The sequence below is a fragment of the Edaphobacter dinghuensis genome (assembly GCF_014640335.1).
Classification (GTDB): domain Bacteria; phylum Acidobacteriota; class Terriglobia; order Terriglobales; family Acidobacteriaceae; genus Edaphobacter; species Edaphobacter dinghuensis.
In genome coordinates, this window is the sequence record NZ_BMGT01000003.1 from 288007 (window position 1) to 306931 (window position 18925).

Sequence of the window (18925 nt, forward strand, 5' to 3'; positions counted from 1 at the left end):
GCTGAGGCGAGATGGCTGAGATCGAGCGGGCAGGGCTGGAGAAGACCGGGCAGCGCGCTGCCGAGGCTTCCGGCGATGGGGTGGTGAACAGGGCGGCGGCAGTAGCGTCGGCCATGCAGCAGCGGCTGATGGCGATGCCGGTGGGCAAGCGGACGTGGCTGATTGCGTCGGCTGCATTTCTGGCTGCGGCCTGTATCGGAATCATGTGGTATGCGCAGCGTCCGGATTGGCGCGTGCTGTTCAACGGGCTCGACGGCAAGGACACGCAGCAGGTGTCGCAGGAGCTTGCGGCCGCGGGAATCTCTTTTCAGATGACGCCGGACGGCACGGGCATCGAGGTGCCTGCGGACGTGTTGGACAAGGCGCGGATGGAGGTTGCGGCGAAGGGGATGCCGCAGTCGGGGCGGCTGGGGTTTGAGCTCTTCGACAAGCCGAACTGGGTGGGGAGCGAGTTCGATGAGCGTGTGAACTATCAGCGTGCGCTTGAAGGCGAGCTGGAGCACACGATCGAGACGCTCGATGTGGTACGGTCGGCCCGCGTGCATCTGGTGCTGCCCCAGCAGAGCTTGTTTGCGTCGGAGGACAAGGCGGCGAAGGCCTCGGTGGTTTTGAAGCTGCGGCGGCCGACGGTCGATCCGGAGCAGGCGGATGCGATTCGCAGCCTGGTGGCTGGAGCAGTGGAGAACCTTAGTCCCGATCAGGTGACGCTGGTGGATGCAGATGGAAGAGCGAATCTGAAACCGAAGTCGGGCGATGCCAGCAAGGACGAGGCCGAGCAGGAGATGGAGGCAAAGCTGGTTGCGATGCTGGAGCCGCTTGCCGGTCGCGACAACGTTCGCGCAACGGTGAATGTGAGCTACGACGAGGGCAGCGAGGAGCGGACGGACGAGGTCTACGATCCAACGCAGACGGCAACGTTGAGTATGCAGAAGAAGGAAGAGGTCTCGGCGCTGCCGACGGAGAAGGCGTCGGGGGTTCCGGGGACGGCGAGCAACTCTCCGGCCGGCGCTCCTGCGGGCTCTGTGGCGGGGTCGCAGGCTGCGGCTGCTCCGGGAACACCGCCGCTGTTGCAGAAGCAGGCGCTGCCGGTGTATCCGCAGCAGGGCAATGGGCGCGATCAGAGCATACAGGAAGAGAACGGGACCTATGGCGTGACGAAACATCTGCTGCACTCGGAAGAAGGGCCGGGGCGGATACGAAGAGTGACGGCGGCTGTGCTGGTGAACGACAGGTCGATGGTAGAGGGCACAGGAAAGTCGGAGCGCACGGTTTGGAAGCCGCGCAGCGCGGACGAGATGCGTCGGCTGGAGCAGTTGGCACAGGCGGCGGTTGGATACGATGCCCGACGAGGCGACCAGGTGGTGATGGAGAACATCAGCTTCAGCAGCAACTCGCCGGAGATGAAGCCGCCGATGATCGACAGCGTGATGGAGGGAGCGCGTACGCTTGCAGCCTCGCAGCCGGGGATGATGCGGTCTGTGGTGATAGGCATCTGCGGTGTGCTGCTGGTGCTGTTTGTGCTGCGCCCGGTAGGAAGACAGGTCGCGGCTACGCTGCGTGAGCCTTTGCTGCTCACGGCAGGGGCGAATACTCCGACGGCCTTAGACGGCCAGCAGGAGCGAATGCTGCCGGGCGAGCCGGAGTGGGGGCCGGAGGAGCCGGTGCCGCTTCCACTGCCCGTCAAGAGTAAGGCACAGCGGCAGCAACAGGGGATCTTTGAGCACGTCTCCGAACACATTCGCCGTGAGCCGGCGCAGAGTACGCGGCTGCTCGAGGCATGGATCGGATCGACGGAGGATGGTGAGTGATGGGCGCAGCGATACAGGTGCGTGAGGCAGAGAGCGTGCGGCATAATCCGCTGTTGTTGCCGGCTGAGGCAGGGTTTGCACCGGCAGAGATTCCGGGGCTGCGCAAGGCCGCGATTTTGATGGTGGCGCTTGGCGATGAGTTGGCCAAGACTCTTTTTCTGAGCTTGTCGGAGGCTGACGTTCGACGCGTGACGGAGGAGATTACGCGCCTGGGAGAGATTCCCGCGCAGCAACTGACGCAGGTGATGACGGAGTTCTATGGCCTGCTGGAGACGCAGCAGTACATGGTGCGCGGCGGCCCGGAGTATGCGCTCAAGCTGTTGACGGAGGCCTTCGGCTTGAGCAAGGCTGAAGATCTTCTGGCGCAGGTGAAGAAGATTCGCGAGCGCACGAACGGCGATATGGCGATGTTGCAGAAGATGGACCCGCAACATCTTTCGAAGTTTCTCGAGACCGAGCACCCGCAGACGATTGCGCTGGTGCTGGCGCATCTGGATGCAAAGCGCGGGTCGGCGGTGCTGATGAGTCTGCATGGGCAGATACGGGTTGAGGTCGTGCGCAGGCTGGCGGAGATGCGACAGTTTTCTCCGGAGATGGCGCAGACGGTTGCCCTGGTATTGCACAAGCGAATGGAGGGAGCCGGTTCGTCGGGAAGAAAATCCTATTCAGGCTTTAAGGCAGTGGCGGAGCTGTTGAACCGGCTGGACCAGCTCGAGAGCAAAGGGATTCTTGAAGAGATCGAGCACGATGAGCCGCAGCTTGCCATCGGCATCAGAAACCTGATGTTTACCTTTGAAGACCTGGTGACGGTGCCGCCGGAGAGTATTCGCGAGTTTGTTGCGGCGGCGGACAAGAAGGTGTTGGCGCTGGCGCTCAAGGGCGCGCGGGACAACGTCAAATCGCACCTGTTCAAGGCGATGAGCTCGCGTGCCATCGAGATGCTGAAGGAAGACATGGAGGTGATGGGGCCTGTGCGCCTGAAGGAGGTCAACCACGCGCAGCAGGAGCTGCTGGCCTTGGCAAGGCAGCTTGAGAGTGAAGGCCGCATGATCCTGAAGATGGAGGTCGATGATGACCTCGCTATCTAACCCGCACATTAAGGGCATTTACAACGGGGAAGCAAGCAGTCCTTTGCCGGGCATGCCGGAGAGGATAAGGAGCGGTTCTTACAGAAGCAATGATGTCTCGCGGCTTGAGTTTTATGCAGTGAGTGAATCGGGAGCGAGCTTAGCGCAGGAGCTGGAGCCGGTACAGGTTTTAAATGCGGCAGAGGTCTACACACAGGAGCAGGTGGAAGAGATCAGGCAGCAGTTGAAGTTGCAGCAACAGGAGTTCGACGTTCAGCTTGAAAGAGCGCGGGCAGAGGCGAAGATGGAATCGCGACAGGAGTGGGACGCTGAGCTGAACGAGAGGATCGTGATGGAACGGGCCAGAGTGGCGCGGGCCTGCGAAGAGTTTGCCAGGGAGCGCAAGCGATACTTCCTCGATGTAGAGGCCGAGGTGGTAAAGCTCTCTCTGGCGATTGCGGCGCGCATCCTGCATCGCGAGGCGAACCTCGATCCTTTGCTGCTCACGGCGGCAGTAAGGGTTGTCGTGGACAAGATCGCCGACGACAGCACGATGGAGTTGCGCGTTCCTGCGGCAGAGCTGGAGAGATGGAAGAGCGCCCTTGCGATGGAGACGAGGTCGAGGGTGGAGCTGGTGGGAGATGAGCGTCTGGACGCGGGCGAGTGCACGCTTGAGACATTGGTTGGCAGAGTGGAGCTGGGCGTGAAAGCGCAGTTGGAGGAGATTGAAAAAGGCTTCTTCGATCTTTTGCGACAGAGGCCCGCCTGATGCTGAAAGAGCAGACGGAGCACCGAATACTCGCTTCATATTTTATGCAGCTATCGAACCGTTCGCCGCTGCAATGGAGTGGCCGCGTTGTAGAGGCCAACGAGCAGACGATCGAGGCGGATGGGCCGCTGTGCTCGGTGGGGGAGTGTTGCGAGATTCTGGATGGAGAAGGCAATCGGCATCGTGCCGAGGTGATCGGATTTCGCGGACGGCATGTGCTGGCGATGCCGCTCGAGGCGCCTCGAGGGATTCGGTACGGCGATTCGCTGATGGCGATGGGGGCGACTCCGGGAATTGCGGTTGGCGAAGAGATGGAAGGGCGCATTCTGAATGCGTTGGGCGCTCCGCTTGATGGGATGTCGGTGCCGCGATCGACGGAGATGTGGCCGCTGGACGGTGCGGTGCCGCACCCGATGGAGAGAGAGCCGATTAAAGAATCGCTACAGACGGGGTTGCGGGTGGTCGATGGAATGTTGACCGTGGGACGCGGCCAGAGGATCGGCATCTTTGGCGGATCGGGAGTGGGCAAGAGCACGCTGATTGGAATGATGACGCGCAATACGGCCGCTGATCTTACGGTAGTGGGCCTGGTCGGCGAGCGCGGGCGCGAGGTGCGTGAGTTTGTAGAGGACTCGCTTGGCGAAGAGGGGCGACGGCGTTCGGTGGTGCTGGTATCCACTTCGGACCAAAGTCCGTTGATGCGAATGCGAGCAGCGATGGCAGCTACGGCAGTTGCCGAGTACTACGCAGCGCGGGGCAAGCATGTGTTGCTGGTGCTCGATTCGCTGACACGTTATGCGATGGCGGCACGAGAGATTGGATTGGCTGCCGGGGAACCTCCCGCGAGCAAGGGATACACGCCGTCTGTCTTTGCGCGGCTCGCAAAGCTGGTAGAGCGTGCAGGGAACTTTCAGAATGGAAGCATTACGGCGTTCTACACCGTATTGATGGAGGGCGACGATCAACAGGACCCGGTGGTTGACTCGGTGCGATCGCTTTTGGATGGTCATCTGGTCTTGTCGAGGGCGATGGCCTCCGCAGGGTGGTATCCGCCGGTGAATGTTCTGGATTCGCTCAGCAGATTGATGCCTGCGGTGACGACGCCGGAGCATCGATCTCAGGCTTCGCTTGCGCGTCGTTTGCTTGCGGCACATGCGCGTTCGGAGGACCTCATCCGCATCGGAGCTTATAAAGCGGGGAACGATGAAGAGTTGGACCGTGCGATGCGGGCGATGCCTGGGCTGCGCCAGTTTCTTGAGCAGGGTAGCCACGAGCGGGTGACGATCGAAGAGACGGTAGCGCGGCTGCATGCGATGGAGCTGTAACCATGCATGCGAGGCTGGCAGCGTTGAAGCGGCTGATGTCGTTGTATGGAGGCATCGAAGAGATCTCTTCGATGGACCTGCAGCGGGCCATCGCGGCGGTTCAAGAGACGGAACAGGCGATTGATATGGAAGAAGAGCGCGCGCGGCTTTCTAATTTCCACGGTCGCGATGCTTTGATCGCAGGGGACGCTCTTGGACTGGCCGCAGCACGGACGCAGCGGCAGATCGCGGAGTGGCGGCAGGAACGTCTCTGGGAGATTCGGCGGGAGCGAGAGATGCTGAAAGACGAAGCGCGAAAGCAGTATATCGCGACCCGCCTGCAGAGCGAGCAGATGAAGTATGTCGTCGGCAACACGGCAGCGCAGATGGAGGTAGAGGAAGGTCGCAAGACGCAGACAACGCTCGACGACCGGTTTCTCGCTCGGCGACGATGGACCGACATGCGTGAGGAACTGCGGGCTTCGATTGAGATAAGTTCTTCCTAATCTCTCAAATCCCTTCTTTGGCAGACGAAGTGCACTTGTCTTTGCGACGGAAGAGGAAGAGACATGCTGATGGCAGCAGTAACTTCGACATCACTTGGCACGGATACGACGAGCATCGGCACTGTCTCCTCGGAGCGAAAGGGCAGCGTGGATACGCTGTTCGCTGTGAGCTTTGGTGAAGAAGCTGCCCTTGCAGGCGAGCCACCGCATGTTGCCGATCCAATGAAGGGCATGACAGCGGCCGAAGGCGAGAGAGCTACTGTCGGCAAGACTGCCTCGATGGTTTCAGTCATTAAAGATTCAGGTGCGAACGTCGCAACGAAAGCGCAAGGCGTTCTTATACCCGGGAAGTTGCCGGGGCAGACAGGAGTTGGGAAGACGACTGTGGCTCATGGAAGTAAGGCGAGTTCGAGTGTGCCTGGAAGAGCGTCTCAAAGCAGTGTGACGGGCACGATGGTTCCGCCAGAGATGTTAGATCAGCCTTCGCCGGTTCCTTCTGGAGTCGAAGCCAATAAAGGCGCGAAGGTCGCGGATGCAGTCGCTGAGGCAAAGACGACGGACGGCACCGATGGAAGCGAAGAGCTTGATGCAGAGATCTCCGCTGCGACAACGCCAGTTGCGACGGTCGGCGATGGCAAGCTAACCGCGGCAGAGAGCGTGATGCCGATTGCGGACAAGAGCCAGCAGGCGAGCTCGCCGAAGAAGATCTCTGAAGAGCATGATGCTCCAACGAAGACAGATAAATCTCATAAGCCGGAAGGAAAGACGGAAGAGAAGGCTGGAGTGGGAGTTACCACGGTCGGCGGCGTGGCCCAGGCTACAGTTTGCGCCGTTGCGCCAGTGGGTTCGACAGGTGGACAACAACCTGGATCGGAAGCTGCTGCAGAGATGGATGCGTTCTCCGTTGTCGTTCCTGCGGCCTCCGAAAAAAATGTTGGGAATACAGTCGCTGCGACTGGCAAGGACAGCAAAGCTGCCAGTGCGAAGAAGCCCGATGAGGACAAGACGAAGAGCTCTGGTCCAATGGCAACTTCGGTCGCAGCAGGGGATGCTTCTTCGGCAAAGCCAGAGGTAGATGCTCTGAAGACGGGACCATCTCTCACAGGCGATCCAGAGAGTGACAAGGGTAAGACGCAAACTATGGCGGCGTTGATTGCGGATGCAGGGCAGCTACACGCCGTACCGGCAATATCTGGTCCTGTAGGCGGAAATGTTGCTGGCAAAGCTCCGATCCATGATGCCGCTGCAAACCCGCATATGACAGAGGCGATCTCGCATGCGGTTGAGACATCGCAGGGCGGTACGAATGTTATCGATGCTCCAATGCCGGCTGACACAGCGCATAAGACATTGGCGGCTACTCCTACATCGCTTGAGGTTGGCGTTGCCGACGGAACTCGCGGATGGCTTAAGATTCGGGCCGAGATAGCGGATGGAGGAGCAGTCAACACATCTCTGTCGACCTCTTCGCCTGCTGGTCAGGAGATGCTGCATCGCGAGCTGCCATCGTTGACTGCCTTTCTGCAGAACGAACATGTCACGGTGAATACCGTTGTCGTTCAACCGGTGCTTGCAGGTGGCGCAGGTCCGATGAACTCCTTTGCCGGTGCCGGCAGCGGACAAGGACAGTCGCCTCAAGGCAATACGCAGGGAGATGGTCGTCAGCACCCGGCGGATACATCGTCGAGTCATGCCAGAGCAAATATGCTTTACAACGGCCCTGGCGATGTTGGAGGAGATGAGGCGCTCCCTTCCGGGTTTTATGCGGGAGGAGGAAGTTGGTTGAGTGTAAGAGCGTGAAGTTATGAAGCGAAGCAAATAAAAGTTTAACCAAGGAGAGCAGGGATGAATGTGTCAGGCACAAATTTGGCTGCAGATGCAGCGGCAGCCAGTACGGTAGCTTCTGCACTGGCGCCGCGAGCTACAGCGAAAGATGCACCGGCAACCGGAAGTAGTTCAGGCAGCACCGGTAGCACGAATAACACCAGTAGTTCAGCCACGGATGGAGCGACGATTACGGCGAGTGATTTTCTGACGCTTCTGGTGACCGAGCTGAAGAACCAGGACCCCACGCAGCCAACCGATCCCAATGCTTATATTCAGCAACTGGTAGGCGTAAACAGCCTGCAACAGCTGATCTCGATCAACCAGGATCTGACACCGGCGACAACATCGACCCCCGCTACCGGTAGCTAGACGCAAAGCCTAACCACAACCGAAGTTTGACCAAGCGAAAGAGGAGAAGAGGAATGGGATCATTTTCAACAGCACTCAGTGGTTTGAGCGCGGATTCGGTGGCGCTCAATACGATTGGAAACAATCTGGCGAATCTCAACACAACGGCATTCAAGAAACAGACAACGAACTTTGAGGACCTGTTTTATCAGCAGATTGGCGAGAACGGAGCGAACGATGCCATCCAGGTCGGCGTTGGTACAAAGGTTGCCAGCACATCGACCAGCTATCTTCAGGGCAGCCTCAATCCGACCGGCGACACCAACGATATGGCTTTGAGCGGCGACGGCTTTTTTGTCGTGCAGCAGAACGGGATACAGTCGCTGACTCGCGCCGGAGACTTTCAATTGGACTCAAACGGACATCTCATTACAACAGATGGTGAAAGTGTGATGGGGTACAACGCTGTCAATGGAGTCATCAGCGGCAGCAGCTCGCTTGCTCCGCTAACGCTGCCGACCGGGTCCACTGAGTCGGCAAAGGCAACGCAGAACTTTTCGCTGACGGCGAATCTGAATGCCGGTGCAACGACCGGCACAACTTTTTCTACGCCGGTGCAGGTGTACGATTCTCTCGGTCAGACCCACCAGCTCACCATATCGTTTACCAAAACTGCGGCGAATACCTGGAGCTACAATGTGTCGCTGCCTGCTGGGGACTACACCGGAACAGCGGCAAACACTACGGGAACACTGACCTTCGATTCCAGCGGCAACCTGGTTTCGCCGACGGGTACGTTATCCGGCATCAAGTTTCCCGGGCTGCCGAATGGAGCAAGCGATCTGAGCTTCAACTGGAACCTCGATGATTCGAGCGGTAATCCGACCGTCTCTCAGACGACGGCGGCCTCCGCGGGCAGCGCCAGCGCTCAGGATGGATTTACAAGCGGGGTATACAACGGATTTGGCGTTGACTCGAGTGGAGTGATTACGGCCACTTATAGCAACGGCCAAAAGCAGATCGTCGGTCAGGTCGCAGTCGCTACGGTGGCGAATGATCAAGGGTTGACCGTTACCGGAAATAACAACTACATGACCACGGCGTCTTCGGGACAAGCCAATATCGGAGTTGCAGGGACGGGCTCTCGCGGCACAATTACTGACAGCGCGCTTGAGCTTTCGAATGTGGACATCTCTTCCGAATTTGCGGACCTGATCGTCGCACAGCGAGCCTTTGAAGCGAACTCAAAGACGGTCACTACCTTTGACACCGTAACGCAGGACACGCTTTCCATGATCAGATAACCCTCTGCCGAAGGCGTACAGCGAATATGGGCACGGAATCGTCTAGTCGATTCGTGCCCATATCTGTTTTGACGGGGCTGTGCCGTTATGGAAACAATGGTGGCATCTCTCTAAAGAACAGCTAATGTTTCTCTGCGTGAAGTGGTGATCGGCTTGCACTATGTCGAGCATCATGGCTACTTCTACTCCGCTTACGGATGTTGCTCCTAATTTGTCGGCCGCTACTTCTCCTGTGCCTGGATCGGCTAAGGCTCCTGTTGCCTCTTTACTGATCGCAATGCTGGTCGGAGCAGTTATTGCATCGTTGGGGTTCGGCGGGATTTTTTATTATCTTGCGCACTCGGGGAGGCTATCGCTGCGAAAAGGGGCGATCTCAAAGAGCGTGACGCCCGCAGAGGTCGCTACGCATCTTGTGGCGCTCGATCCGCTTCTCGTAAATCTTGCAGACGAAGGCGAGAGCACTTATGTGAGGCTGTCGATCACGCTGCAGGTGGAAGATGCCGGCGCGGCGAAGGAGCCCAAGGCAGCGAGCAACAAGAGTGGCGACGACGTTATAGCGACGGCTCGCGATACTGCGCTGACCGTGCTTGGTCAACAGACGGCAAACGGTCTATTAGCAGCCGATGGAAAAGAACAATTGAAGGCCGAGCTGTTGAAGGCTTTGAACCAACAGACTCCTAGCCTGAAGGTGAAGAAGATACTCTTCACCGATTTTCTGGTGCAACGATAACGGCAAATTCGAAAGGCGAAGAGAGCGATGGAGCAAGCGGAGATAACGGACCACAGCACGGCTACGACAAAGAATGACATTGGCTCGATGGCGAATCCGGCGGTTCCATGGATGTCAAAGATCGAAGAGCACCCCGCATGGCCGAAGCTGTCGCGGCTGGACCTGACGATGGCAGTTGAAGTACCCCTGCTTCGGTTTAAGGTGCAGGATCTCTTGCGGCTCGCTGAAGGGCAGGTGTTCGAGAGCACATTTTCAGATACCGAAGATATTCCTTTGCGAGTGGGCGACGTCCAGTTGGGGTGGACCGAGTTTGAGGTAGTCGAGCAGAAGATTGCGTTGAGATTGACGAGGTTGGTTTAGCCGCAGATGAGATCGATGAGAGCAAGCAATGAAGTGGTTGAAGGCGAAGTGAAGATGCATCGTCTGCGAGAGGTCGAGCCGGAGAGCCGAATAAAGACCACCTCCGATCCCGGGGGCCTTGCCGGATGGCTGCTTCGCCGCCTGCGAAGGACGGATGGGAGTCGCGCCGCCATAAAGCAGATGCACCTGGTGGAGACGCTATCGCTGGGTGGCAAACGAAACCTGATGCTGGTCAGTTGTGCAGGAGAGCTCTTTCTCGTGGGGGGCAGCATCGAGGGCGTTGAGACGATTGTGAGGGTCAACAGCGAATCCTCACGAGGTGTCGCGGCGAAGAAGGCGGACCATGTATGCCTTTAGCCCGTGGAGCATATCGACTGTGTTTGCTGCTGGCGATGTTGAACACGTTGTCGCCAGCGCTGAACGCGCAACGAATCAATAGCGTCCCAATGGCGGGAGCCTTTGTTGCTTCGGAGTCCTTCTGGGTAAATCATGCGCCAAAGCCGGTAAAGGCTGCTCACAAAAGTAGTGCTGCTCCGGCGAGCACCGAGGTTAGCAACAGGCCAGAGGTCAAAAGCAGTAACGACACGATCGCGAAGGCGATTGAAGCGAACAGAAGCGTGCCCTGGTCGATTGTTTTAGGTCTGACTTTTTTGACGTTGTTGCCGGCGTTGCTCCTGTCGATTACGCCGATGGTGCGTCTGCTGGTTGTCTTTCACTTTCTGCGGCAGGCATTGGGAACGCAGACTGCTCCATCAAACCAGATCCTGATGGGACTGGCATTGATGATGACTTGGTTTCTGATGCAACCGGTCCTGCAGAAGGTGGAGCAGGTTGCCATCGTTCCCTACCAGCAGGGAACGATCTCCGGCACAGAGGCGATGAGCCGTGGCCTTGCGCCCGTCAAGGAATACATGTTGAAGTACGCACGCGAGAAAGATCTCGAGGTCTTTGCCGCGGCGGGGATTGGAGCGCGGCCGCAGTCGCGGGCCGATCTTCCTATTCAGGTTGTGGTACCGGCCTATATTCTCAGCGAGCTAAAGGCAGGCTTTCAGATAGGCGCAGTGCTGTTCCTGCCTTTCCTGCTTGTGGACCTGGTAGTCGCTAGTATCACGACGTCTGTCGGCATGATGCAGTTGCCGCCTGTAGTGATCTCAACACCATTAAAAATTCTGCTCTTTGTGATGGTCGATGGATGGAATCTGCTGGCCCATCAGTTGATTAAGAGCTTTTGAGCAATTGAGCGAGAGGCATCGATGGGACCTGACCAGACCGTAGAGATGATGAGAAAGGTGCTTGTAGAGGCCATGATGTTGAGCGCGCCGTTGTTGCTGGCGGCTTGCATGGTGAGTCTTGTGGTCAGCCTGTTGCAGACGCTGACCAGCGTACAGGAGCAGACGCTGACTGTCGTCCCGAGATTAGTGACTGTGTTTCTTGTGACTATGGCGACGCTGCCGTGGATGGTGCATCGCATGGTGAGTTTCACGGTGCGTCTGTTCACAGACTTTCATCGGTACCTGGGATAGAGACGCCATGACTCCTGAGACGAGCACACTGATTGAGAGTTGGCCGCAATACCTGACGGCGGGAGTGCTGGTAATGATCCGGCTCAGCGGATTAGTAATGTTCGCTCCACTGTTCTCGTCGTCGGCGATTGCTCCGCGCATTAAGGCGGGACTCGTAATTGCAATGACGGTATTGTTGACGCCTGCGGTGGCTGCAATTCCGAATCTACGGATTACGCTCGATGCGTGCTCCATCCTGGGCGAGCTGGGCGTAGGGTTGGTGTTTGGCCTTTCGCTGATGCTGCTGAATGAGGCACTGGTGTTTGCCGGCATGCTGCTGGGAATGCAGTTCAGCTTCTCGCTCGTTAATCTGTTGGACCCCAACTCGATGATCGAGACGCCTGTTCTGGGACAGATGCTCAGCTGGCTGGGCGTGCTGGTGATTATTGGAGCTGGGCTGGATCGAAGTTTGCTGGCAGCGGTGGTGCGAAGCTTTCGCACGGTGCCGGTAGGTCAGGCGTTGATTGCCGCAAAGACCGGCTCTGCGCTGGCGATGATGGCAGGCGGAGTTTTTCTGGCAGGGCTGCAGCTGGCAGCGCCGGTCATTGCGGCTTCGCTTGCCGTCGAAGTGACGATTTCGTTAGTGGGGCGGCTGTCGCCTCAGCTTCCTGCAATGGTGATGAGCATTCCATTGAAGACGATGGTCTCCTATGCCGTACTGATTGGGAGCCTGGCGGTGTGGCCCGGATGGATTGAGCATCACTTTATCGCCTTGCTCGACGCAGCAGGAAGGTTGATGGCCACGGTATGAGCGAAAAAGGAACAGAGCAAGCCACTCCTCTGCGAAAGAAGAAGGCGAAGGAAAAAGGAGACAGCGTTCGCAGTCGCGAGCTTCTCTCTGCGGTGGCAATGCTTGGCGGCGTTCTCATGCTTGGGATTACGGCGCACGGATTCCTGTCAGGCTGGGGCAAGGTGTATGAGGAGAGCCTGCGCTCGGCGGCTGTCGGCGAAGTCAATGGCGAGCAGAGCTGGAACGAGGCCATCCGGCAGATGCTTGAGCCTGCTCTGTTGCCTGTGGGCCTTGTGCTGGCGACAAGTTTTATTGGAACTCTGGTGGTAGGGGTAGCTCAGGTCGGCGGTATCGAGATACATCCGAGCGCAATCGAGCTTCGCTTCAACAAGCTCAACCCGGTAACGAATCTAGGACATCTGTTCAGCTTGCAGTCTGCGACGCGCGTGATGAAATCGCTGGTGCCTGCTGCTGCCATGATCGTGGTCGGCTGGAACGCTTTGAAGGCGCTGATGACGCCGATGCCGGTGCTCAGCCTGGTGAGGTTGTCGACGACATTCTCGACGGCGTACGGCCTTGCATTGGATGCGGCGTGGATAACGCTTGCGTGGTCGGCGTTGGACTATGCGATCGAGTGGAGGAGCTGGAATGAGCGGCTCAAGATGAGCAAGCAGGAGCTGCGCGAAGAGATGAAGGACTCGATGGGGAATCCACAGACCAAGGGAAGAGTGAGGCAGATCCAAAGGGCGATGCGCAAACGCAAGGTCAAAGCTGACATGTCGCGTGCGAGTGTCGTCATCACAAATCCGACGCACTATGCCGTGGCGCTGGAGTTCAGCTTCGAGACGATGCAGGCGCCGACTGTGCTTGCGAAGGGGCGGGACCTGTTAGCAGCGGAGATTCGCGAAGAGGCTCGATGGGCGGGTGTTCCGATCATTGAAAATCCTCCGTTGGCGCGAAGCCTCTATCGAATGGTCGAGCCGGGTCAGTCGATTCCCTTTGAGTTGTATGCCGCGGTCGCAGGAATCCTGGCCTATCTGTATCGGCAAAAAGTAGAAGAACGAATGAGACGAGAACGCCAGATGCGGCAGGCACAGCAGGCTGCAGGGCATCCCGCAGCGCCCGGATTGGTCGGGTTGCGCGGCTATGGAGGTGGAATGTGAGCGAAGCGTTGACAAAGAAGAGCGGCACCTGGGAAGCATCGAAGATGCGTCCGCTGCTGCTGCCTGTGGCGGCCATCAGCATGGTGTTCGTCATGCTGGTTCCGGTCCCGAGCTTTGTGCTGGACCTGCTGCTGGCAGCGTCCATCACGGCGTCGGTGATTGTTTTTCTGACAGCGGTACAGGTACGGCGAGCGGTAGATTTCTCCGTGTTTCCCACCATGCTTCTGCTGTTGACGATGTTCCGGCTGTCTCTGAACCTCGCATCCAGTCGAAGGATCCTGCTGCATGGGCATGAGGGAACGCATGCCGCCGGCTCAGTGATTGAGGCCTTCGGGCAGTTTGTTGTTGGCGGAAATTATGTTGTGGGGTTCGTACTTTTTCTTGCCCTGATCGCAATCCAGTTTCTCGTCGTCAGCCATGGCGCGGTGCGCACGGCCGAGGTCACAGCTCGTTTTACTTTGGATGCGCTGCCCGGCAAGCAGATGGCGATCGACGCGGACATGAACGCAGGGTTGATCGACGAGCAGGGCGCGAGGAAGCGACGGCAGGCGATTGCGCGCGAGGCCGAGTTTTATGGCGCGATGGATGGAGCCGCGCGATTCAATCAGCGCGACTCGATGGCGACGATCCTGATTACAGCGATCAACATCATTGCAGGATTGCTGATTGGCGTCTTTCAGCAGGGAGCCGATCTCGGAACGGCGGTCAAGACTTACACGATCCTCACCGTTGGCGACGGCCTGGTCACAATGATTCCGAGCCTGCTGGTGTCGCTTGCAGGTGGCATCATATTGACGCGTGCGTCCTCAGCCGCATCGCTGGATACAGAGCTTGGAACGCAGTTATTGCGCGGGAAAAATACGCTCTGGATTGCCTGCGGAGTGCTGCTTGCACTGGCACTGATTCCTGGCCTGCCAAAGCTGTCGTTTGTTCTGTTGGCGCTGGGAGTTGCTTTGATCGCGCGCAAGCTGCCTGCGGCAAAAGAAGGCGCATTGGAGCTTGCGGATGAGAGTGCGGAGGAGGGTGTTAGCGGGAAGGACAAGGCAAAGGTTGCCGATGCGGCGAAGGGAGAAAACCTGGCGTCGTTGTTGAAGATGGATGAGCTCACGTTGGAGATTGGGTTTCAGCTCATTCCCTTGGTTGACGAAAAACAGGGTGGCCAGATGCTCAACCGTGTAAGGGCCCTGCGACGGCATCTTGCGACGGAGCTTGGATTTATTGTTCCTCCGATACACATCACAGATAATCTTCGTCTGAAGCCGCGCGAGTATGTCGTAAGCCTGCGTGGTATTGAGATCGCGCGATGGCAGACGGAGCAGAACTGCCTGCTTGCGGTCAATGCAGATCCGAAGGCGCGTGTGCTGCCAGGCGTGGAGACGCGAGAGCCGGCATTCGGTGTCATGGCGCGATGGATTCAACCTGGGTTGGAGGAGCAGGCGCTCGCAGCAGGTTATTCGGTCGTCGATCAGACGACGGTGATCGGCACGCATCTTGGAGAGTTGATACGCCGGTATGCACACGAGTTGTTGGGACGCCAGGAGGTCAAGCGCCTGCTCGATAGCCTGAATGAAAGCTATCCCAAGCTGGTGGAAGAGCTGGTTCCAAAGCTGATGACGCTGGGCGAGGTGCAGCGAGTCTTGCAGCAGCTATTGCGCGAGCAGGTTTCGATTCGCGATATCGGCGCAATCCTTGAATATCTGGTTGAAGCAGCGCAGACGTCGAAGAACGTCGTGCATCTGGTGGAGACGGTGCGCCAGTCGCTTGGGCGAAGCCTCGTTCATCCATTGCTCGATGGAGAGGGAAGTCTACGAGTGCTGATGCTGGAGCCGACGCTGGAGACAGATCTGCTGAACACCTTCGATGCCAAGAGCGCTCTGCTGCTGGGCGATGGCGTACGAACAGGCAGCATGCCCGCAGATTTTATGCGCCGCATGGTGGAGTCTGTGAAACGCCTAACCGGAGGAGGCTCTACCTCGGCACTTCCCGTGCTTCTATGCCCAAGTCCAGCCCGCTATCACGTGCGGCGTTGGCTGGAGCCATTTTTGCCAAAGGTGACAGTGCTGGCGCCTATCGAGATACCCAGCGAGGTTCGAGTGCGAAGCATGGGAACAGTTGGTTGAAGTGCATCGATGACGAGTGAGAAGAGATGAAGGCGCGGAAAGAAGAGCAGGATACGGAGGAAGTGATGAATATGGGCAGGGCGGTTCCGGTAGAGATGTTGCATGGCGTGTCGGGGGCGAAGCTGTTGTGCGGCCAGCCGGAGGCAACGTCGTCGTTCTTTATCCCATTCACGGCGAAGGACCAGCCGGAGGGAGAGCGTGAAAGTGAGACTGTAATGGATCGTGATCTTATGCTGATGGAACATCTGCCGACCGTGCGGTATCTGGCGCGGCGCATTCACGAACGCCTGCCGCAGCATGTTGAGCTGGACGATCTCATCTCCGCCGGTGTGGTTGGCCTGATCGACGCTTTCTCCAAGTTCGACCACAAGAAGAAGGTGCAGTTCAAGAGCTACGCGCAGTTCAGGATTCGCGGTGCGATTCTCGACTCATTGCGAACGCTGGACTGGAGCCCGAGAGAGCTGCGAAGAAAGGGCAGGGCGGTAGAGGAGGCGATTCGCACTGTAACGCTGAGGGTGGGAAGGGCTCCCTCCGAGCAAGAGATTGCAGGCGAGATGGAACTGAGCCTGGCAGAGTATCAGCAGCTGCTCGGCGATCTGAAGGGGTTGGAGATCGGCAGCCTTCACGTCGAACGGTCGGAGGATTCAGGCGATGAGGAGCTGTCGTATATTCCCGGTCCTCCGGAGGAAGATCCGTTGTTTCGCTGTCTGAAGGGCGAGATGAAGCAGCGGCTGGCAGACGCAATCGACGAGCTTCCGGAGAAGGAGCGCATGGTCCTGACTCTCTACTACTACGAGGAGCTGACCATGAAGGAGATCGGGCTGACGCTTGGAGTGGTGGAATCGCGGGTCTCGCAGATTCACTCCTCTGCGGTGCTGCGGCTGAGAACTGCTCTGGCGGGCCTTCGCACGACGGACTCCGGTCCCGGCGGCAAGATCTCCAATGGGAAGCGGCGCGCTTCGTGCTAGCGGCAATTGATGAATGGAACCGTAACCAAACATACAGGTAGAGAGGCGATTCATGGGGAAGCAGCTTGAACAGGGAGATATCGACGCGCTCTTCGCAGCAGCCGGAGCAAATGCTGCGGCGCAGGCGGCGTCCGAGGGAGATGCAGCTCCGCCGGAACAATACAACTTCAGCCGCGCGGGACAGATCAGCAATGAACAGATGCGCGCCATCAGCACGGTGAACGATCTGTTCGCGCGCAATTTGATGCACACGCTTGGAGCATGGCTGAGAACGCCGCTGCGCATCAAGCTGGTCGCCGGCGAGCAACTGCCTTTCAAAGAATTTTTAGAGAGGCTTTCCATCCATACCTTCGTCTGCTCGCTCCGGCTGGAGCCGCTGGGGGCGGTTGGTCTGCTGGAGCTTGAGCTGGCGATCTCGTCGTCGGTCATCGATGTATTGCTGGGCGGCGTAGGCAAGGCATGGCCGGTGCGTGAGCTGACGGATATCGAAGAGGCGATTCTTACCTCGGTGATGCAGCTTGTCGTGCAGGAGCTGAACCTCGCGTGGCAAGCAGTTGGGCTTGAGTTTGTCTTTGAGAAGCGTGAGACCGAAGCTGCGGTTGCGCGAATGATGACTCCGGGAGAGAGGACGCTGTGCGTAAGCTTTGAGGCGCGCATGCCTGAGGCGCAGGGAGTGATCAATCTTTGCCTGCCCGCGGTGGTGCTCAATGCGATTCTTCGGCGGCTGATTGCAGAAGGCGACCGTCCGCGCCGGCGATCGAAAGAGGCCCATATGCGAATGAGAGATCTGCTGGGGCAGGTGAAGGTTGGAACACTGCTGCAGTTTCCGCAGATGCGGCTGCGCGCAAGCGATATAGCGGCCCTTGTGCCTGGCATGGTGTTGCGGCTTCCGCTTCCCAAGACCTCGGCTGCGGAGCTGCGGGTTGGAAATCTACAGCTGGCCTCTGCGTATCCCGTGCGAACCGGAGAGCATCGCGGGGCGCAGTTCGAGGATGAGGCTATGAGTAGCCACTACATTGGCCAGTCTTTGAGCAGGCCGGCAGACAACTTAGCGATGAGTGTGAACTGAGCGAGAGGGCAGATATGGACAACGGAATGAGTGCAGAGGAGACGGCACGAGCCGAGGCGATCGGGCTCTTGTGCGATATCGAATTGGATGCATCGCTGCAGTTTGGCTCTCGAGAGATGCCGCTGCGAGAGGTGCTCGAGCTTGGGCCTGGAGATGTGATTGAGCTGGACCGGCATGTCTCTGAGCCGGTGGACCTCGTCATCGGCGACAGGATTGTGGCCCGCGGAGAAGTGGTCATTGTGAGCGGAAACTTTGCGCTTCGCGTAACAGAAGTTGCAACGCCGCAGTTGCGGCTGGAGAGCATACGATGCCTTTTCTAGACAGAAGAAGTAACAGAGCGGTCGATGATTCGCTCTTCGGAAACGATCAGTACCACACCGAGCTATGGGCTGGGCAGCAGGTGGATGACATCGAGCTACCCGCAACGCTGACGCAGGCACAGCGGCGCATCTGCGGTTCGGCAGATTGCTCCGGCGGCTGGACGATGCCGTGGAGAAGCCGTCGGCGCCCGATCTTTGAAGGGCAGTGGGGTTGCAGCGGCCGCTGTGTGCTTGCAATGGTGCGCGACGCGCTGCGGCGTGAGACTGCGCACGGAGCAGCGGATGCAGCGGCAACTCCGCATTACCACAGAGTTCCGTTGGGCCTGTTGATGCTGTCGCAGGGTTGGATCACGCCGCCGCAGTTGAGACGGGCGCTCGAGGCGCAACGACAGAACGGTACAGGCAGGATCGGCGAATGGCTTATCGCCGAGTGCGGTCTTGAAGCCGAACAGATTACGCGCGGCCTGAGCATGCAATGGAACTGTCCGGTGCTCAGCGTCGAAGGATTTTCTCCAGAGGCGATGGCGCTGGTGATGCCGAAGGTCTTTGTAGAAAAATTTGGCCTGATGCCGCTGCGGATTGCGGGCGGTCGCATTCTCTACCTCGCCTTTGAGGATCATCTTGATGCGTCGTCTTCTCTCGCGATTGAACGGATGACTGGCCTTACGGTCGAGAGCGGGATCCTGAACGAGGTTCAGTTCAGAGCTGCACGGAGCAGGTTGCTCGAAAGCGATGCGATTGAGACAAAGCTCGAGTCCGTCTCAGACGCGGACACTTTGGCGGGACGCATCACAGGGATTCTGGAACAAAAGCAGCCGACGGCATCTCGCCTGGTGCGGCTGCATCATTACTACTGGCTGCGGCTTTGGCTGGAGAGCGGCACGGCAGGGAAGCTGGGAAGGTTTCCTGTCAGCGGAGAAGACATGAACGACTATGTCTTTACCGTAGGCTCGCAGGGATAAGTTTGTTT

20 protein-coding genes are annotated in these 18925 nt (G+C 58.3%); all 20 read left to right on the forward strand.

Translation table 11 applies throughout. The annotated features are described in order from the left end of the window. The first annotated feature begins 11 nt into the window (after nt 1–11). The 20 genes from fliF (at nt 12) to IEW09_RS13220 (ending at nt 18917) form a co-directional block, all read left to right on the forward strand. Nucleotides 12–1808: a flagellar basal-body MS-ring/collar protein FliF gene (gene fliF / locus IEW09_RS13125; protein WP_188554669.1), complete on the forward strand. Its 1797-nt coding sequence runs from the start codon at nt 12–14 to the stop codon at nt 1806–1808. Next, nucleotides 1808–2896, forward strand: coding sequence for a flagellar motor switch protein FliG (gene fliG / locus IEW09_RS13130; protein ID WP_188554670.1), 1089 nt, complete (start codon nt 1808–1810; stop codon nt 2894–2896). Before fliF ends, fliG begins: the two co-directional genes overlap by 1 nt. Then, nucleotides 2880–3644 (forward strand): FliH/SctL family protein, encoded by a 765-nt coding sequence (locus IEW09_RS13135; protein ID WP_188554671.1) that lies wholly within the window; start codon nt 2880–2882, stop codon nt 3642–3644. Before fliG ends, IEW09_RS13135 begins: the two co-directional genes overlap by 17 nt. Before the next feature lie 44 nt (nt 3645–3688). Further along, nucleotides 3689–4969: a FliI/YscN family ATPase gene (locus tag IEW09_RS13140; RefSeq protein ID WP_229739303.1), complete on the forward strand. Its 1281-nt coding sequence runs from the start codon at nt 3689–3691 to the stop codon at nt 4967–4969. A gap of 2 nt (nt 4970–4971) precedes the next feature. Further along, nucleotides 4972–5454, forward strand: a complete 483-nt coding sequence (locus tag IEW09_RS13145) for a hypothetical protein (RefSeq protein ID WP_188554673.1) — start codon at nt 4972–4974, stop codon at nt 5452–5454. Between the two features lie 69 nt (nt 5455–5523). Next, nucleotides 5524–7254, forward strand: coding sequence for a hypothetical protein (locus IEW09_RS13150; RefSeq protein WP_188554674.1), 1731 nt, complete (start codon nt 5524–5526; stop codon nt 7252–7254). 51 nt (nt 7255–7305) lie between these two features. After that, entirely contained in the window at nt 7306–7650 is a 345-nt protein-coding gene (locus IEW09_RS13155; protein ID WP_229739304.1) for a flagellar hook assembly protein FlgD, read from the forward strand. A 53-nt stretch (nt 7651–7703) separates the two neighbouring features. Next, nucleotides 7704–8933 carry a flagellar hook protein FlgE gene (locus IEW09_RS13160; RefSeq protein WP_188554676.1) on the forward strand — a complete coding sequence of 410 codons (1230 nt, stop codon included), beginning with the start codon at nt 7704–7706 and terminating at the stop codon, nt 8931–8933. A 160-nt stretch (nt 8934–9093) separates the two neighbouring features. Continuing rightward, on the forward strand, nt 9094–9663 hold the full coding sequence (locus IEW09_RS13165) for a flagellar basal body-associated FliL family protein (protein WP_188554677.1): 570 nt from the start codon (nt 9094–9096) through the stop codon (nt 9661–9663). Nucleotides 9664–9690: 27 nt separating this feature from the next. Then, the gene (locus IEW09_RS13170; protein ID WP_188554678.1) at nt 9691–10023 is read left to right on the forward strand and encodes a FliM/FliN family flagellar motor C-terminal domain-containing protein; all 333 of its coding nucleotides are present in this window, start codon (nt 9691–9693) and stop codon (nt 10021–10023) included. A 15-nt stretch (nt 10024–10038) separates the two neighbouring features. After that, nucleotides 10039–10380 (forward strand): flagellar biosynthetic protein FliO, encoded by a 342-nt coding sequence (locus IEW09_RS13175; RefSeq protein ID WP_188554679.1) that lies wholly within the window; start codon nt 10039–10041, stop codon nt 10378–10380. Next, nucleotides 10371–11255 carry a flagellar type III secretion system pore protein FliP gene (fliP, locus tag IEW09_RS13180; RefSeq protein ID WP_229739305.1) on the forward strand — a complete coding sequence of 295 codons (885 nt, stop codon included), beginning with the start codon at nt 10371–10373 and terminating at the stop codon, nt 11253–11255. The genes IEW09_RS13175 and fliP overlap by 10 nt, the downstream gene beginning before the upstream one ends. Before the next feature lie 21 nt (nt 11256–11276). Continuing rightward, nucleotides 11277–11546 (forward strand): flagellar biosynthetic protein FliQ, encoded by a 270-nt coding sequence (locus tag IEW09_RS13185; RefSeq protein WP_188554680.1) that lies wholly within the window; start codon nt 11277–11279, stop codon nt 11544–11546. A gap of 7 nt (nt 11547–11553) precedes the next feature. Further along, entirely contained in the window at nt 11554–12336 is a 783-nt protein-coding gene (locus IEW09_RS13190) for a flagellar biosynthetic protein FliR (RefSeq protein ID WP_188554681.1), read from the forward strand. Next, complete coding sequence (locus IEW09_RS13195) at nt 12333–13478, forward strand: EscU/YscU/HrcU family type III secretion system export apparatus switch protein (protein ID WP_188554682.1); 1146 nt, start codon at nt 12333–12335, stop codon at nt 13476–13478. Before IEW09_RS13190 ends, IEW09_RS13195 begins: the two co-directional genes overlap by 4 nt. A 44-nt stretch (nt 13479–13522) precedes the next feature. Next, nucleotides 13523–15598: a flagellar biosynthesis protein FlhA gene (gene flhA / locus IEW09_RS13200; RefSeq protein ID WP_188555245.1), complete on the forward strand. Its 2076-nt coding sequence runs from the start codon at nt 13523–13525 to the stop codon at nt 15596–15598. 26 nt (nt 15599–15624) lie between these two features. Further along, entirely contained in the window at nt 15625–16566 is a 942-nt protein-coding gene (locus IEW09_RS13205; protein ID WP_229739306.1) for a sigma-70 family RNA polymerase sigma factor, read from the forward strand. Nucleotides 16567–16618: 52 nt separating this feature from the next. Then, nucleotides 16619–17635 carry a flagellar motor switch protein FliM gene (locus IEW09_RS13210; RefSeq protein WP_188554683.1) on the forward strand — a complete coding sequence of 339 codons (1017 nt, stop codon included), beginning with the start codon at nt 16619–16621 and terminating at the stop codon, nt 17633–17635. Between the two features lie 14 nt (nt 17636–17649). Beyond that, complete coding sequence (locus tag IEW09_RS13215) at nt 17650–17955, forward strand: FliM/FliN family flagellar motor switch protein (protein ID WP_229739307.1); 306 nt, start codon at nt 17650–17652, stop codon at nt 17953–17955. Continuing rightward, nucleotides 17943–18917, forward strand: coding sequence for a cyclic di-GMP-binding domain-containing protein, MshE-related (locus IEW09_RS13220; RefSeq protein ID WP_188554684.1), 975 nt, complete (start codon nt 17943–17945; stop codon nt 18915–18917). The genes IEW09_RS13215 and IEW09_RS13220 overlap by 13 nt, the downstream gene beginning before the upstream one ends. Nucleotides 18918–18925: the final 8 nt, after the last annotated feature.

What these genes read in the sequence shown, in the direction of transcription:
- IEW09_RS13170 (WP_188554678.1), top strand. Translation starts at nt 9,691, where the DNA reads ATGGAGCAAGCGGAGATAACGGACCACAGCACGGCTACGACAAAGAAT.
- fliG (WP_188554670.1), top strand. Translation starts at nt 1,808, where the DNA reads ATGGGCGCAGCGATACAGGTGCGTGAGGCAGAGAGCGTGCGGCATAAT.
- IEW09_RS13150 (WP_188554674.1), top strand. Translation starts at nt 5,524, where the DNA reads ATGGCAGCAGTAACTTCGACATCACTTGGCACGGATACGACGAGCATC.
- fliP (WP_229739305.1), top strand. Translation starts at nt 10,371, where the DNA reads ATGCCTTTAGCCCGTGGAGCATATCGACTGTGTTTGCTGCTGGCGATG.
- IEW09_RS13145 (WP_188554673.1), top strand. Translation starts at nt 4,972, where the DNA reads ATGCATGCGAGGCTGGCAGCGTTGAAGCGGCTGATGTCGTTGTATGGA.
- IEW09_RS13210 (WP_188554683.1), top strand. Translation starts at nt 16,619, where the DNA reads ATGGGGAAGCAGCTTGAACAGGGAGATATCGACGCGCTCTTCGCAGCA.
- fliF (WP_188554669.1), top strand. Translation starts at nt 12, where the DNA reads ATGGCTGAGATCGAGCGGGCAGGGCTGGAGAAGACCGGGCAGCGCGCT.
- IEW09_RS13220 (WP_188554684.1), top strand. Translation starts at nt 17,943, where the DNA reads ATGCCTTTTCTAGACAGAAGAAGTAACAGAGCGGTCGATGATTCGCTC.
- IEW09_RS13195 (WP_188554682.1), top strand. Translation starts at nt 12,333, where the DNA reads ATGAGCGAAAAAGGAACAGAGCAAGCCACTCCTCTGCGAAAGAAGAAG.
- IEW09_RS13140 (WP_229739303.1), top strand. Translation starts at nt 3,689, where the DNA reads ATGCAGCTATCGAACCGTTCGCCGCTGCAATGGAGTGGCCGCGTTGTA.
- IEW09_RS13215 (WP_229739307.1), top strand. Translation starts at nt 17,650, where the DNA reads ATGGACAACGGAATGAGTGCAGAGGAGACGGCACGAGCCGAGGCGATC.
- IEW09_RS13160 (WP_188554676.1), top strand. Translation starts at nt 7,704, where the DNA reads ATGGGATCATTTTCAACAGCACTCAGTGGTTTGAGCGCGGATTCGGTG.
- IEW09_RS13135 (WP_188554671.1), top strand. Translation starts at nt 2,880, where the DNA reads ATGACCTCGCTATCTAACCCGCACATTAAGGGCATTTACAACGGGGAA.
- IEW09_RS13205 (WP_229739306.1), top strand. Translation starts at nt 15,625, where the DNA reads ATGAAGGCGCGGAAAGAAGAGCAGGATACGGAGGAAGTGATGAATATG.
- IEW09_RS13175 (WP_188554679.1), top strand. Translation starts at nt 10,039, where the DNA reads ATGAGAGCAAGCAATGAAGTGGTTGAAGGCGAAGTGAAGATGCATCGT.
- flhA (WP_188555245.1), top strand. Translation starts at nt 13,523, where the DNA reads ATGCGTCCGCTGCTGCTGCCTGTGGCGGCCATCAGCATGGTGTTCGTC.
- IEW09_RS13165 (WP_188554677.1), top strand. Translation starts at nt 9,094, where the DNA reads ATGTCGAGCATCATGGCTACTTCTACTCCGCTTACGGATGTTGCTCCT.
- IEW09_RS13185 (WP_188554680.1), top strand. Translation starts at nt 11,277, where the DNA reads ATGGGACCTGACCAGACCGTAGAGATGATGAGAAAGGTGCTTGTAGAG.
- IEW09_RS13190 (WP_188554681.1), top strand. Translation starts at nt 11,554, where the DNA reads ATGACTCCTGAGACGAGCACACTGATTGAGAGTTGGCCGCAATACCTG.